Source organism: Niallia sp., assembly GCF_031978665.1.
Classification (GTDB): Bacteria; Bacillota; Bacilli; order Bacillales; family Cytobacillaceae; genus Niallia.
Genome location: NZ_DALZDK010000005.1, coordinates 1 through 16151, shown reverse-complemented (window position 1 = coordinate 16151; position 16151 = coordinate 1). Strand labels below are relative to the sequence as shown.

At 36.3% G+C, this 16151-nt stretch carries 12 protein-coding genes and 1 pseudogene; 10 read left to right on the top strand and 3 right to left on the bottom strand.

Annotation, left to right across the window (positions count from 1 at the left end; translation table 11 throughout):
• Positions 1-32: 32 nt before the first annotated feature.
• Positions 33-917 (bottom strand): AraC family transcriptional regulator, encoded by an 885-nt coding sequence (locus RTL21_RS03770; RefSeq protein WP_312093478.1) that lies wholly within the window; start codon positions 915-917, stop codon positions 33-35.
• 190 nt (positions 918-1107) lie between these two features.
• Here RTL21_RS03770 and RTL21_RS03765 point away from each other — a divergent pair, with 190 nt between their 5' ends.
• Both RTL21_RS03765 and RTL21_RS03760 read left to right on the top strand, forming a co-directional pair.
• The gene (locus RTL21_RS03765; RefSeq protein ID WP_312093476.1) at positions 1108-3501 is read left to right on the top strand and encodes a hypothetical protein; all 2394 of its coding nucleotides are present in this window, start codon (positions 1108-1110) and stop codon (positions 3499-3501) included.
• A 15-nt stretch (positions 3502-3516) separates the two neighbouring features.
• Positions 3517-4883: pseudogene (locus tag RTL21_RS03760) on the top strand (glycoside-pentoside-hexuronide (GPH):cation symporter).
• Between the two features lie 48 nt (positions 4884-4931).
• Here RTL21_RS03760 and RTL21_RS03750 read toward each other — a convergent pair.
• Positions 4932-5885 (bottom strand): AraC family transcriptional regulator, encoded by a 954-nt coding sequence (locus tag RTL21_RS03750; protein WP_312093470.1) that lies wholly within the window; start codon positions 5883-5885, stop codon positions 4932-4934.
• Between the two features lie 277 nt (positions 5886-6162).
• On the opposite strand from RTL21_RS03750, the gene RTL21_RS03745 reads away from it, so the two are divergent.
• The 6 genes from RTL21_RS03745 (at position 6163) to RTL21_RS03720 (ending at position 13524) form a co-directional block, all read left to right on the top strand.
• Positions 6163-7533, top strand: coding sequence for a glycoside-pentoside-hexuronide (GPH):cation symporter (locus RTL21_RS03745; RefSeq protein ID WP_312093468.1), 1371 nt, complete (start codon positions 6163-6165; stop codon positions 7531-7533).
• Between the two features lie 21 nt (positions 7534-7554).
• Positions 7555-9543, top strand: a complete 1989-nt coding sequence (locus RTL21_RS03740) for a glycoside hydrolase family 127 protein (protein WP_312093466.1) — start codon at positions 7555-7557, stop codon at positions 9541-9543.
• A gap of 646 nt (positions 9544-10189) precedes the next feature.
• Positions 10190-11683 (top strand): UbiD family decarboxylase domain-containing protein, encoded by a 1494-nt coding sequence (locus RTL21_RS03735; RefSeq protein WP_312093464.1) that lies wholly within the window; start codon positions 10190-10192, stop codon positions 11681-11683.
• Between the two features lie 75 nt (positions 11684-11758).
• Positions 11759-12490, top strand: a complete 732-nt coding sequence (locus RTL21_RS03730; RefSeq protein WP_312093462.1) for a DUF554 domain-containing protein — start codon at positions 11759-11761, stop codon at positions 12488-12490.
• 93 nt (positions 12491-12583) lie between these two features.
• Positions 12584-12949 (top strand): prenylated flavin chaperone LpdD, encoded by a 366-nt coding sequence (lpdD, locus tag RTL21_RS03725; RefSeq protein WP_312093460.1) that lies wholly within the window; start codon positions 12584-12586, stop codon positions 12947-12949.
• Between the two features lie 5 nt (positions 12950-12954).
• Complete coding sequence (locus RTL21_RS03720; protein ID WP_312093458.1) at positions 12955-13524, top strand: UbiX family flavin prenyltransferase; 570 nt, start codon at positions 12955-12957, stop codon at positions 13522-13524.
• Here RTL21_RS03720 and RTL21_RS03715 read toward each other — a convergent pair.
• Positions 13484-14374, bottom strand: a complete 891-nt coding sequence (locus RTL21_RS03715) for a LysR family transcriptional regulator (protein ID WP_312093456.1) — start codon at positions 14372-14374, stop codon at positions 13484-13486. The two genes, RTL21_RS03720 and RTL21_RS03715, sit on opposite strands and share 41 nt — an antisense overlap.
• 208 nt (positions 14375-14582) lie before the next feature.
• Here RTL21_RS03715 and RTL21_RS03710 point away from each other — a divergent pair, with 208 nt between their 5' ends.
• Positions 14583-15053, top strand: coding sequence for a CBO0543 family protein (locus RTL21_RS03710; protein WP_312093454.1), 471 nt, complete (start codon positions 14583-14585; stop codon positions 15051-15053).
• Positions 15054-15279: 226 nt separating this feature from the next.
• A partial coding sequence (locus RTL21_RS03705) for a VOC family protein (RefSeq protein WP_312093452.1) occupies positions 15280-16151 on the top strand: 872 nt, incomplete at its 3' end.

The window sequence follows — 16151 nt, the reverse complement described above, 5'->3', positions numbered from 1 at the left end:
GAAGTGGAGGGACGATTCTTGTGGTATTCTACTCACAAGAATCGTTCCCTTGATTCTCCTTCCAAATGCTTTTTTCGATAGTTTAATGGGGAAATGCCATATTTCTTCTTGAAGACACTTGAGAAGTATTGGCCATAGGTATAGCCGCATTTCTCTGCGATTGTTTGAATGGAGTCATCTGTTTTTAATAGTAAGATTCTTGCTTGCTCTAATCGATAAGAATTTAAATATTCTAGTGCGGTCACTTTGTAAAATTTCTTCATATATTTAGAAATCGTATTTTCGTGTATATTGAAATGCTCCATTAATGTATCATTCGTAATGGGCAGATGGTAATTTTCTCTTAAAAATTGCACAACCTTCTCTGCTGTCATATAGCTGTTATCCTTTGCTATTCCTTGCGATTCTAATAGATTAATCAACGAGAAAAAGCTTAATTGGATATCCCAGAAGGATAGATCTTTATTTTCGTTAGTGGTTGCTAATAATAGCTGGTCCATTTTTTGATAAATCTCCTTATGATCAACTAGAGCCCCTTTCTTTTGCAAATGAATCGTATAGCTATGATTATGATAGTGCAAGGAAGGAATAGGGATGGATGATGTTAAGTTGGTCGGCTCACTAGCTTCCGTATAATAGCTGTTTGTATAGAAATGTAACCAATAAAATTCCGTATCTTCTTCTGTTGGTTTAAAAGGATAGTGATGTTTTAATGGCTGTAAAACCAACATTTCATTCTTATTTATCGTAAACTCTCTTCCTTCCTCGATTAAGAAAAGACGTCCTTCTTTTACAAAAATAATATCAAAATACGCTAAGTCATTTCGATTAGGATGCCATGTACCTTTTTCATATTTTGTAAGATTTCCTTCAATGAAAATCGGAAATGGAGGAACTGCAATCGATATTATTTCCATTTAATTCACCTCAATTTAGCTTCCTTTTTCAAAATGCCCGTGTGGAATATCTTAAATTTTGACTAAAATCCTTTATATAATTTTCTAATGGATTCTGATATATTTTAAAAAAGAAAACGTTTTCTGATTTAATTATACTGCTTAACCTCTACTTTAGCTAGAATCATTCTAATAAAAGGAGGAGAATGTATTGGATAATAAGCAATTCCATTTGGAAGTTTCTCCGTGTGGAAATTTATCAAAATTGATACTGAATAAAGATGCTCATCAAATGAATTGGGTTATGGATTCTCCGTATCTTGAAAAATACGGATATGATGAAAAAGATAAATTATTTGGAAATTTTTCACTTACCGTTAATGGAGAACGGTATATGAGTACAGAAGCTACTCCCATAATTATACAGGATCAGAAAGTTATCAAGCTGACCTATTCTTTTAATCTAGTAGAAGTAACCATGGATTATGATTTAGAGCAATCTGATTGTCAATTACTATGGAAGATAAACTTGAAAAATCGCACAGACCAAGTTTTAACGATTACACATTTTCACCTATGGGCATCTGTTAGCTACGTGATGTTTCGCATTAATGATTATCAAATGCAAACGAACCATTCTACTGCAGTCTATCCGTCTATTTCAGGCGATTATACGAAACTAGCATGTGTTCGCAGAAGCAATCTAGCACCGCACTTAGGAATCTATCAAAAGAAAGGAAGAACTCTTTCCGTAGGTACGTACTGTGCTTATCGTAATTTGTTTTTTGAAAGCGTTTCGCCTTCCTTGGATGGACTATTATTTCATCAATTGGTTTTAGCTGGCGGCTATCCAGAGCATTTCGAAAACGCTGATTGGGTGTATGGAAAGGATGCGCTAATGCTCTCTGCTTCCGGTGAAAAAGAGTGGGAATATGCATTGGAGCCATTTAGTGATCAAGAAGATTTTTATCATAATGGGCTAAAAAACTACGGACATCCCATCTTTGATTTTGAGCCTTTAGCGATTGTAGACAAGCACTATGATTTTTCCTTTGAACTGCCTGCTGACGCGTTTTGTACCGATGCTTATATGGAGTATTTAGACAAGGAGAATCAAAAGCAAAAGGCAACAATCCTTCCACTTATTAAACAGGAAGGTAGGAAGTATCAGGCTTCTCTTTCTTTCGATATGCCAGGAGAGCATAAAATCACGATTGAAGTGAATCACACACATTCCGATAGCATCATTTTAAATGTAATGGAGCCAATTCAGAAAATAATTGAAAATCGTTCGAATTATATTAGTAACACTTTGTTTAATGGACCGGAAAGCCCTGTGCCATATAGTTATTCACCAATCTCCAATCAAGGAGAATCCCTTGGAAAGCTAAGTCTTGTATTAAAAGACAATTTGCTGCGTGAAACGGATGTAGAAGAGGTTCAAAAAGTAGAAGCTTCGTGTGTAAACTACATTCGCCAAAAGTGGTTTATAAATGGCGATTTTACAAAACCAGCTTATTTATATGGAGATTTTTATCGCTGCATGGATTTTGAATATATTGCACACGTTTTTTTGCTTCTTTCACAGTTCGATGAAGAGATACTAAAGCTTCATCATCCTGATACGTATTTATCTTGGGCTGCAGATGTCTTTTCACTGCGTGTAGATCCTGCAATGCATGACAATGAAAGAGGCAAAGAAGAGGCGCAAATGCTAGGGGTATTTTTCCTATATATTGATGACTTATTAGCAGAATTGAAAACCCGTGGGCTTCTCGAAAAATATCAACATATTCAATCCTTATGGTCTCAAATAGCAGAGAAAGTCTCGTTTGATAGCGAAAAATATAAAGCTACAGTCACAGAACATTTTTATGATAATGCTGGATTCGGCCCGGCGACAGGAGCTTTAGCGAGTACTGGCCATCTAGATGCAGCGAAGAAATACGGAGAGTTAGTAATTGCCAACATTGGTTTTGCTAATGATTTTCGTGCACAGAGCCCTGATCGTTGGTGGGAAGCCCTGTCCTATATGATTCATTCCTTATGGGGTGGTATTACAGCGGCAGCTTCGCTTAAAGCGTATGAGAAGCTAAAGGACACTAGATTTTTAAAGGCTGCCTATCGGGCAACGGTTGGAATCCTTTATTGCTATGATACAAATGCAAAAGCGACGAATACAAAGATTGCGATGGGAGAGGCTGCTTCTACTTACAGCATCGCAGGACCGCATGTAAATCGGCCAGATTTATCAAGAAATCGATTTGGTCAATCCACTTTTTTTAGAGATGGTGGCATATTTACCCGCTTATTTACGAAAGAAGAGGAAACGGCAGATTGGGATATGGGAGAAGAGTTAGTTGCCTATTTAGATGGATTTGGAAAAAAGACCTATCTTTATGAAGAAGAGGGCCATATAGCAGTAATCAATGGCTCGATAGAAGAAACATCAGAAGGCTTACTCATTACTAGCTATGCACCATACCCAATGGAATATCATTTTTACGACTTGGATGTACACTATGTTTCAGAAAAAGGAAAGTATACGCCTCAAATATTGTTTGTTGATGGTGAATTTAAAAACAAAGAATTAATTTCCTATTAGAAAGGATCATAGATAATGAGTGAAAATAGAGCGGAGTATATACAAGAAGAAATACCTAAAGACCAAGAATCAAAAATGTCTTTAAAAAAAGTGTTGGCTTATGCAAGTACAGATACAGCAGGGAATTTGCTGTACTGCACAATGACTAGCTTTATCATGTATTTCTATACAGATGTATTTGGAATATCAGTAGCTGCTACAGGAACAATTCTTCTGATTGCACGTATTTTTGATGCACTAGATGCACCGATTTGGGGATTAATTATCGACCATACCAATACAAAGTGGGGAAAGAATCGTCCATATTGGCTATGGCTAGCTGTTCCTTTCGGGCTAACCGTATTTTTGGCCTTCTTAGCACCTGATTTATCACCTACTGCGAAAGTAGTTTATGCTTTAATTACTTATATTGTTGCTGGTATGGTTTATACGGGAGTAGCGACACCGATTACTGCAATTTTACCGAACTTAACGAATAATTCTACGGAAAGAGTTCGATTAAATTCTTGGAGAAGTAATGGGGGAATGATTGGGTATCTAATTACGGCTTCCTTTACATTGCCACTTGTTGCTTTCTTTGGGAATGGAAACGATAAACTTGGATTTCAAATAACAGTAGGAATTTATGCGGTTATCGCTATTGCTCTTTTGCTGTTTGCTTTCTCAGGAACGAGAGAAATCAATACGAGTAGCATCAAATCGATTCCTATTCGTGAAAGTTTCAGAGCAATGAAAGGAAATTGGCCATGGATTACGTTAGTTCTTGCCTTTATCTTTTATTGGCTGGGCAATACATCGAGAACGGCAACCGTAATTTATTACGCTCAATATAATTTAGATCATAAAAATCTTGCTTCCCTTTTAAATGGACTCGTCGTTTTCCAAATGGTATCTATTACAATCATTCCATTTATCGTCAAGAAATTCTTGAAAACGCATACGCAGATTCTTGGCTTTATTGTTGCTGCCCTTGGTCAAATTGTTATCGCATTTGCTGGAAGCAGTATATCGATATTATCTTCGGATGGGTGATCGCTTCTCTTGGTACAGGGATTGCTGTAACATTACCATTTGCGATGCTATCAGATACCGTCGATTACGGAGAATGGAAAACAGGTATCCGAGCAAGTGGATTCCTAACAGCCATTGGAAGCTCCTTTTGTATCAAAATTGGTTCAGGATTAGGAAGTTTTATTCCATCCATTATTATGGGGCAAGCAGGATATGTAGCAAACGCAACCCAAACGGCTACATCCTTAGCTGCAATTAAATTCTGCTTTACTTGGCTACCAGCCATCTTCTTTATCGTAGGCGCTCTTATCATGCTAAACTACACGAAATATGAGCGAAACGAAGAAAATATTCGTAAACAGCTTGCATAAGTGACATAGGGACGGTTCTCTCACAAGAAACGTCCCTATGTTTTTTTCTCATCCTTCTAAATGCTTTAAATGATGGGGAAGAGGGATATCAGGATCAACAAATTTATTATTAATATAAATGCGTGTATAGGCATCTCTGTATTGAGTGGGTGTCATTCCTTCATAGCTTTTAAATAACTTCATAAAGTATTTCTCATCAATAAAGTGGAGATCATATGCAATTTCCTTAATCGTTTTATTGGTAATACAAAGCATTTCTTTCGCCTTGTTAATTTTTAACGTATTAATATATTTGATTGTGCTCATACCTACCCTCTTTTTAAACATTCTCGTCAAATGGTCTGGATTAAAAGAAAACTTTTCGGCTATTTCTTTTACCGTTAAATCTTTATATATATTGACTCGAACCCATTCAAGTATTTGTGAAAACTTTTGAGACGATTCACTATCCTGATGATGGAATTGAAGTAGCTGCTGTGTGTATTGATTCGTAAGTTCAAGCAGCAAAGAGGTAACCAAGTAATCAACAGCATAGGTACTATAATAATTACTGTGAGAGATATCTAGTATTTGTTTCATAAGAATTAAAGCCTTTGTCGATTGCTTCAAATGAAAAAAGGATGGTAGAAAAGCAGAACCATTTAGCGCATCATTTGTTGGATTAATATCTTGGGTGAATAAATAATGAGATAATTGAGTTTTACTTATTTTATTTACATCTTTTCGCGGGAAGAAGTGCATCCAGTAAAAGCTTGCATTCTCCTTAGAGGCTGCAAATCCTTGATAGTGAATAGTAGGAGGAATTAGTAATACATCCCCAGGATTTACCTCTAATCTAGTTTTTTCAATTTCTAAATAAATCGTATCCTGTAGACCTAAAATGAGTTCGTAATCTCCGTTTAAACACATAGGTTTATGCATCCATCCAGCATTACTTACAAATTGTCCGCACTTATAATACATTAATGGAACACTAATGGGAAATTGAAATATTTCATCCATATTATCACACCTTACGCAAACATTTTTGTGTACCAAAAGTCGTATTTAACCACTATTTTTCGGGAGTGAAAAATATAATCGCTTACATTGATGATTATACCATAATAAATCGTTTACATAAGGATGATTTTTAAGGTTTATCCTTTCATAATTGTTGTCGGATATAACCACTAATTCTACTTTTTTAGTGGTACTTTTTTGTTTTGAAAACCCTTAAAATGTACCTATAGATGGAATGGTAAGCGTTTACTTGAATTGAGTGTAGGAGGTTAAGGTAATGGAAGAAAAACAGTATTTAGAAAAAATACCAACTAATTTATTGGATGAAAAAGTACCTTTTCACAGAAGAATTAGTTATGCTCTGACAGACACGGGAGGAAATTTATTATACTGCATCATTAGTAGCTACTTACTCTATTTTTATACAGATGTATTTGGGCTATCTGTTGGGGTAGCAGGAACATTACTGTTAATTGCAAGATTAGTAGATGCAGTGGATGCACCAATATGGGGAATGATTATTGATCGAACAAAATCAAAGTATGGACAAAGTCGACCTTACTTTTTATGGATGAGCATCCCGTTTGCTATCTTTACGGTATTAACATTCGTTACACCGAATTTAGATGGTGGTGCCAAAATTGCTTATGCAGCTATTACTTATATACTAGCAGGAATCTGCTATACAGGAATTGCTACTCCTATCACCTCTATTTTGCCGAATCTATCCAGTAATCCGAATGAGCGTGTTGTTTTAAATTCATTCCGTATGGTCGGCGGTAATGTTGGGAATTTCTTAGCTGTCACTTTCACCCTTCCTTTAGCGGCCTTATTGGGAAATGGGAATGATCAAAAGGGTTTTCCATTGGCTGTAGCAGTGTTTGCTGTGATAGCTGTTGTTATGTTTTTAATAGCCTTTGCCAATTTAAGAGAAATAAATACAGAAAGAATTAAACCAGTTTCGATAAGACATAGTGTGAAGGCTGTTAAAGGTAATTGGCCATGGATTATTTTAATTATAGCCAACTTGATTTTCTGGATTGGACTAACCATTCGTACTTCTACGATTGTATATTATTTCGAATATAATCTAGAGAAGAAAGAATTGGTTCCGTTCATCAATGGTATTTCTATTATTCAAGTATTAGGAATGGCAGCAATACCGTTTATTGTGAAATTAACGAAAAAGTATTCAACGATGATTCTAGGATTTGTACTTGCTGCAAGTGGTCAGGTAATCATGTATTTTGCAGATGCTTCCTTATCTGTCATTATCACAGGATGGGTAATTGGTTGTATAGGTTCAGGGATTGCTTGTTCGATGCCGTTTGCCATGCTTTCTGATTCAGTAGATTATGGCGAATGGAAAACGGGAGTGCGTGCTAGTGGGTTTTTAACAGCGATTGGAAGCGCTTTTTGTATAAAAGCTGGAGCGGGACTTGGCGGTTTCTTGCCAACACAGATTATGAGTATGTTTGGATATATTCCAAATACTACCCAAACAAGCTCTTCTTTACTAGGTATTCAATTTAGCTTTATTTGGTTGCCGGCAATTGTATTTATATTGGGTATTATCCCAATGGTGTTTTATGCAAAATATGAAAAGAATGAACGAAATATTCAAATAGAGTTAGCGACTAGAAAATAATCAATAGAAAGGTAGATTTGTATGACACTTAATACGAATATCAACACTAACACCATTCAAATTAAAGATCGGTTCTGGGGAAAGTATATGGAAAAGGTGAGAACGAAAATGCTTCCTTATCAATGGGGCGTGTTAAATGATCACTTAGATATAACCATCGAAAAAGAAAGAAATGATGATTATATTCCATCAGAAAAAAGCCATGCAATCGATAACTTTAAGATTGCAGCGGGACTAAAAGAAGGGAATCATTATGGTTGGGTTTTTCAAGATAGTGATGTTTATAAATGGTTAGAAGCAGTTGCCTATTCTTTGCAAAAAGAGGAGGATCAGCAACTGCGAGACTTAGCAGATAGTGTTATTGATTTGCTACAATTGGCCCAGGAGAAAGATGGTTATTTAAATACGTATTTTTCTATTGAAGAGCCTGAGAGAAGATTCAAAATGCTAGCAGAAAGTCATGAACTATACTGTGCAGGGCATTATATAGAAGCAGCAGTAGCTTATTATGAAGCAACACATAATGAAAAGGCACTATCCATTGCTTGTAAATTGGCTGATTGTATTGATGCAAACTTTGGCTATGAAGATGGTAAGATAAGAGGCTATGATGGGCATGAAGAGATAGAATTAGCATTAACAAAACTATATGAATGTACAAAAAATGATAAATACCTCCAATTAAGCCGTTTTTTCTTATATGAGCGGGGGCAGGATACTAGCTTCTTTGCAAGGCAAAGAAGGGAAGACAACGGTAAGAGAGAAGTCATAAAAGGAATGGCACATCGTCCTTTAAGTTACTATCAGGCACATAAACCGGTGTTAGAACAAGAGAAAGCAGAGGGACACGCCGTTCGCTTAGTGTATTTATGTACGGGGATGGCAGAGGTAGCTAGATTAACGAAAGATAGGGAAATGCAAGTTGCATGCAAGAGGTTATGGAAAAATATTGTGACAAAGCGAATGTATATAACGGGTGGAATCGGTTCTACAGTAGACGGGGAAGCATTTACTGCAGATTATGATTTACCAAATGACACTATGTATTGTGAAACATGTGCATCCATTGGTTTAATTTTCTTTGCGCAAGCAATGTTGAAAAATGAACCAAATAGCGAGTATGCGAATGTGATAGAGCGTGGATTATACAATTCTGTTATAAGTGGAATGGCTTTAGATGGGAAGCACTTCTTCTATGTTAATCCACTTGAAGTCGTGCCAGAATATAGCGAGAAGGACCCAGGAAAAAGTCATGTAAAAGTAACACGACCAGCATGGTTCGGTTGTGCTTGTTGTCCACCAAACCTTGCTCGATTAATCAATTCTTTAGATAAATACATTTATACACAACATCAGGATACGATTTATGTAAATTTGTTCATGGAAAATGAATCCATCTTCCAAGTAAAGGATACTTCTGTCAATGTACAGCAACATACAGACTATCCTTGGTCAGGATTAATTCGTTTTATCGTTGAAGCCAATACAAAATCTTCCTTTGGATTAGGAATACGAATTCCAAATTGGAGCAGAAGATTTGAAGTAAAGGTGAATGGAAGCACTTTATATAATCCACCAATTAAAAATGGTTATCTAATATTGGAAAAAGAGTGGGATGGTAAGGAAGAAATAACTTTGCAATTAGATATGACTGTTCAAGAGTGGAGCGCAAATCCACTTGTCAGAGAGAATATGGGGAAAATTGCTATACAGCGAGGTCCATTTATTTATTGTCTGGAAGAAGAAGACAATGGGAACAATCTTCATTTACTACAAGTTTCAAAGAATGCGAAGTTCACATATGACTTTGTGGAAGAACAGTGCGAAGGAATTGGCGTGATAAAAACACAGGGCAAGAAAAAAAGTGTTCAAGATTTTGGAGAGGATACTCTTTATGCCTTGTATTCAAAGGACCAATTTGAAGAAAATGAATTAACCTTTATTCCTTATTTTGCATGGGCAAATAGGAGCATAGGAGAAATGCTTGTTTGGGTTCGTAAAGAAAGCTAACTTTAGTAAGCGATAAAACAGAAATAAATATACGAGTGAAATAATTGATAATCCCCTTCTTGGTAGAAGAGAGAAAAAAGAGCGCTTTGCTTTATGTTCTTAAAAGTCTATCTGGAGGGGGATTATTCTTATATGACAGAAAAAAATGAAAGAATTATTTACAGTTCACGTAAATAGTTGACTGTGATCAATTGGATTTTTGCCATTCACTTAAAAAGCATTTGATTTGCCCTAATACCTCCTTTCTTCTTTCTTCTCGACGTTTTCTATGTTTTTTATTGATACATTACAATCTAACGAGTTCCCGATAGAGATTCTAAATTCCCTCCTGCTTTCAGTATTTAGCACTTTCTAATAGTTTGGTAAAAATAGCAACTATCTATATAAAAATTGCTTATTAAAAAGATTGTTTTTAAGAGGAATTCAAAAATCCTTCCTCTGTGCTGGATACTAAGAGAAGAGCGCTACTTTAGTAAACTCTTTTTCTCTGGCTGTATATTACAAACTGTCTTTCTCCTTTCCTTATTCCTTTATAGAATTTTATCTTTCCAAATTTGAATTGAGTGGGTAATTTTGCAGTCCTATAATAAAACTATCTTAGCTAAGAGATAGTAAATAATGATGGATGAAGGAGACGATTAGGTTGGTGAAAGTGTTGCAAGATATTAAGCAGGATTATGATTTACGGTCTTCTATTGAAATGCTTCGCTCTATTCCAGGTCAATTGATTGAAACAGATGAACCAGTAGATCCACATGCAGAAATATCAGGTGTTTATCGTTATATCGGTGCCGGGGGTACTGTTATGCGTCCTACTCAAATTGGACCAGCAATGATTTTTAACAACGTGAAAGGTCATGAGGATGCAAGTGTAATTATTGGTCTACTAGCAAGCCGTGAAAGAGTGGGACTACTGTTAAATGAAAAGCCAGAGCGACTTGGTTTTCTTTTGAATGAAGCGGTAAAAAATCCTATACAGCCAGTTGTTATATCAAATGAAGAAGCAAAGTGCCAAGAGGTAGTGCACTATGCCGATGAGCCAGGTTTTGATATTCGCAAATTAATACCAGCTCCTACTAATACCGAGGAAGATGCTGGTCCATATATTACGATGGGGATGTGCTATGCTTCGGATACGGAAACAGGTGAATCAGATGTTACCATCCACCGCCTATGCTTACAATCAAAAGATGAAATTTCCATGTTCTTTACACCAGGCGCACGTCATTTAGGAGTGTTCCGGGAAAAAGCAGAAAAACTAGGTAAACCACTTCCAATCTCCATTAGCATTGGTGTTGATCCAGCAATTGAAATAGGTGCATGTTTTGAACCACCGACTACGCCACTTGGATATAACGAACTATGTGTTGCAGGAGCACTTCGTAATGAGGCAGTAAAACTAGTTCCTTGTTTAACGATAAAGGAAAATGCAATTGCAAATGCTGAGTATGTTATTGAAGGAGAATTAATTCCGAATTCCTATGTTCGCGAGGATCAAAATACAGATACAGGAAAAGCAATGCCAGAATTCCCAGGCTATACAGGAGTGGCAAATCCTGCAGTACCTTTAATTAAAGTTAAAGCTGTTACCCATCGTAAAAATCCAATCATGCAAACAGTTATTGGTCCGAGTGAAGAGCATGTCAGCATGGCCGGTATTCCTACAGAAGCAAGTATTCTACAAATGGTAGAAAGAGCGATGCCTGGCAAGCTGCAAAATGTCTATGCTCATTCTGCCGGTGGCGGTAAATATATGGCTGTTTTACAGTTTAAAAAGAGTGTTCCAAGTGACGAAGGCAGACAAAGACAAGCAGCACTGCTGGCATTTTCGGCTTTTAGTGAATTGAAACATGTATTTCTTGTTGATGAAGATGTCGATCCGTTTGACAGCAATGATGTATTATGGGCATTAAATACGAGATTCCAAGGAGATGTGGATACAGTCTTTATTCCAGGTGTACGATGCCATCCGTTAGATCCATCACAAGATCCTGCCTACAGTCCACATATTAAAGATCATGGCATTTCTTGTAAAACTATTTTTGACTGTACAGTGCCTTTTCACCTTAAAGATAGATTTAAGCGTGCACAGTTTAAAGAAATGGATGCTAAGCGATTTGCCCCATCTTTATTTGAATAAGAAAAAAATGGTAAACGAGAGCTAGGCTTTGCCCAGTCTCGTTTGCTCAAGGTTAATCCAGGAGGAGACATAACTATGCCAGTAGGACCATTAACAAACGCGTTAGCTGTATTAATGGGGGGATTTATTGGTGCCTTTCTTGGCAACAAAATCCCTGAAAGACTTCGTATTGCTTTACCATTAACCTTTGGGGCTGCTTCTATGGGAATGGGGATTGTACTTATTGTGAAAGTGCACACACTTCCAGCTGTAGTTCTTGCCTTAATTATCGGAAGTGCAATTGGGGAACTAATTAAATTGGAAAAGGGAATAGAATGGTGTGCAAAAAAAGTACGAGGACCAATTGAAAAACTTTTTTCAAGTAAGCGTTCCGCTGATTCGGCAGATTCTGCAGATTCTGCTGATTTTATGGAGAAATTCGTAGGAATTGTTGTCTTATTTTGTGCTAGTGGAACAGGGATATTTGGAGCTCTTAATGAAGGGATGACTGGAGATACTTCTATTTTATTTTCTAAGTCGTTTCTGGACTTCTTTACAGCAGCTATTTTTGCAACAGCCCTAGGCTATATTGTATTAACAGTTGCTGTGCCACAATTAGTTATTTTATGTGGATTGTTTTTTAGCTCGGGATTAATTTTGCCCCTTGTAAATGACCATTTGATTGCGGATTTTTCAGCTCTTGGCGAGATAATCATGCTAGTGACTGGTTTAAGAATTTGTGGAATTAAGTCCTTTCCAGTAGCTAATATGCTGCCGGGATTGGTCATTGTCATGCCAATTGCTTCCCTTTGGGCACTTATATTTTAGTAGAAAAACTAATATAAACAAGTTAACTACAGAGCGTCTTCATTGGATGAGAAGACGCTCGAAAAGATAAATTTAGAAAAGAAGTGAAGGTAAATGATTCATAGAGAAAAGAAGAGCGGCAGAATACATGTAGTCTTGGATGCTTATTTTATGGGGGAAGATTTACTTCTCTTTCTGTCAGGCGGCGACAGACCTCACTTAGGAACCATTACAGCTGGTGCTAGACTTGAACCTATTCAGACGATTCAGCTTCAGCAACATAAAGAATTTTATATTACAGAGGAGTTATCCATTCTTTTAAGAAAGCAATTTTCTGGAAATTTTGCTATTTGTGGAGGCGTACATTTAGATAATATCCAAAAAGAAGAGATAACATTATTAACGGATCTTTGTATAGAGCTAGGAAAAGAAGTAATAGACGAACTAACTTCAGAAGTTAAGAACACAGAAAGCTGGTGATTTGTATGAATATCGTAATAGGAATATCAGGTGCAACGGGAACGATTTATGCAGTCAAATTGTTAGAAATGCTTCAGCCATTTAAAGAGATACATTCTCATGTCATTATCAGTAATTGGGCCAAAAAAAATTTAGAGGTGGAAACACATTATTCACTAGAATATCTAGAGAGTTTGGCGACCTTTTTATATGATAATCGGGATATGGGAGCCAAAGTTTCAAGCGGTTCCTTTTTGACAAATGGGATGATTATTGTTCCTTGTAGTATGAAAACATTAGCCGCAATAGCCAATGGATATTCTGATTCCTTAATCTCTAGAGCAGCCGATGTAATGTTGAAAGAAGGAAGAAAACTGGTCATTTGTCCTCGGGAAACCCCATTAAGTACTATTCATTTGGAAAACATGCTGAAGCTTTCAAAAATGGGAGTAGCAGTTGTTCCACCAATGCCGTCTTTTTATAATAATCCTAAAAATATTGATGATGTAGTGAATCATCAAGCTATGAAAATTCTTGATCAATTCGGTATTCATGTCAAGAATGATAAACGTTGGACTGGGTTACAAAATCAATAAATGCTTTTGTACCATCAGATACTTTCTTATGTTTTGGAGTGACAAGGGCTAATGTACTTGCCACTTTTTTGTTTAGCTGTATAATCGAAAGCTTGGATGGATCAAAAGGTTCAATTACCTTCTTCATTAATAAGGATACCCCAACCCCCTCTGCTACAAGACCAAGAATTGTTTCAATCCTGCTATTTGTATAGAGAATCTTTGGCGAAAATTGGAAATTTTTGCATTCCTGCACGCAGGTATGATATATGCCAGATTCAGGATTTAGTAGGATAAAATGTTCATTTGCTACTTCTTCAAGACTGATGGATTTTCTTTCTGCGATATGATGATTCTTTGAAGTTACTAATACTAGCTCATCTTCTACCAGCGGGTATGTATCTACTAACCCTTGAGGGATATAATTCATCCGCATAATTGCTACGTCAATTGCGGAATTTCTAATCATTTCTAAGATGAAGTTATTTTCTTTTTCTGTCATTTCGATTTGAATATGAGGAAATGCAGTTGAAAAGGAGACAATTATAGGAGAAAGTCCATATTGGGACATGACAGGAATCGTAGCAAGTGATATTCTCCCTTTTTTGAGATTGGAGTGTTTTTTCATCGCAATGACCATGTCATTGTAGTCATTCAAGATTTTGATCGCATGTTCGATAAAGTCATGACCTGCTTCTGTAAGAGCTAATATTCTGGATTTTCGATCAATGAAAACGGTATCAAATTCTTCTTCGAGATTTTTAATATGTTTCGACAAGGAGGATTGTGAAATGCACATTTCATCTGCTGCAAGAGAGAAACTCTTATATTTACTAACAGCAAGAAGGTATCTCAAATCTTCTATATTCATTTTATCTACCTCCAAAATAGACGTGAGTTACATTCATTTTAACATATGGATAGTTAGAAAGAAGTGAAGTTTTCATGAACTTTAAGGAAGCAGAGGGATGGTTTTTGTGAGGGCATAGGTCTTACAAGAACCGTCCCTTCCTCTGCATACTTTGTTGAAAAATGGAAAACTTAAAAAAGAATCTTATGTTGAAAGCAGGAGACGACTTATGGAGAAATTATTGTTGCGTTTATTGACGGCTGGTTGTATGGCTGCTATCCCGTTTTTGTTTCGAGGAAAGAGAAGAGATAATTTTTTAATATTTTTCTCGAAAGGTGTTCTTGCAACTTTAATAGATGCTTATGTTGTAGGGACAAAAAAAATTGCTTATCCGGCTCGGCCATTTCCAAAGATTTTTAAAACAAATATCATTTATGATATTTTATTTTTCCCGCTATTAAGTGTAGTTTGGGTGAAAATGTCGGAGCAAGATCGCTTAGGAAAGAAACTATTGAAAAGTCTTATGTTTAGCGTTCCTATGAGTCTTGGTCAATGGTACTTTGAGAAGAATAGCAAATTATTCAAATGGAAGAAATGGTCACCGCTACATACTTTTGCAAGTGTAAATTTCACTTTATTTACAATAAGAGGATTCTTTGGATTAATAAAATACTTAGATAAAAAAGAAATGTGGAGATAGATAGAAAGCCCTGAATGGGTATAGGGAGAGGAAGGGTTGGCATTAAAGGGATAGTTAATTGGGAGTTTAAGAAAAACAGCATGATTATTTTTATCGTAAGTTGTTTTTCTTTTATGTTGACGAATAGTCTATTACATGCTAAAATTATTTCGAATTAAAGATATATTAATTAAAGGTATTTTTTTATATAAATATCTCAAATTCGAGATAATTAGGAGGATAAGAAATGAATGAATTAAAAGGACTTCATCATATTACGGCAATCACAAGCAGTGCAGAAAAAATATATGAGTTTTTCACATACGTTTTAGGACTTCGTCTGGTAAAGAAAACGGTCAATCAGGATGATATTCAAACCTATCATCTATACTTTACGGATGATGTAGGTAGTCCTGGTACGGATATGACATTTTTCGATTTCCCTGGCATTCCAAAAGGTGTACACGGAACAAATGAAATTTCTAAAACTTCCTTCCGTGTACCAACAGATGCTGCATTAGAATATTGGGTAAAACGCTTTGACAAGTATGATGTGAAGCATAAAGGAATCCAAGAACAGTTTGGTAAAAAGATAGTATCTTTCGTGGATTTTGATGATCAGCAATATCAATTGATTTCAGATGAAAAGAATGAAGGTGTTTCAGCAGGCACCCCATGGCAAAATGGTCCAGTTCCTTTGGAATTTGCTGTCACAGGATTAGGACCAATATTTGTTCGAACTGCATACTTTGATTATTTTAAAGAAGTATTAGAGAAGGTATTCTTGATGAAAGAAGTTTCTCAAGAGGGCTCCTTCCATCTATTTGAGATGGGAAAAGGGGGAAATGGGGCACAAGTCATTGTGGAATTTAATACCATTCTTCCACAAGCAAGACAAGGCTTTGGAACGGTCCATCATGCTGCTTTCCGAGTGGAAGATCGTGCAGAATTAGATCAATGGCAAGAGCGTTTGAGCAGCTTTAAGTTGCCGAACTCTGGATTTGTAGAAAGATATTATTTTGGTTCTCTTTACTCTAATGTGGCACCACAAATCCTATTTGAGTTAGCGACAGACGGTCCTGGATTCATGGGAGATGAGCCATACGAAACACTAGGGGA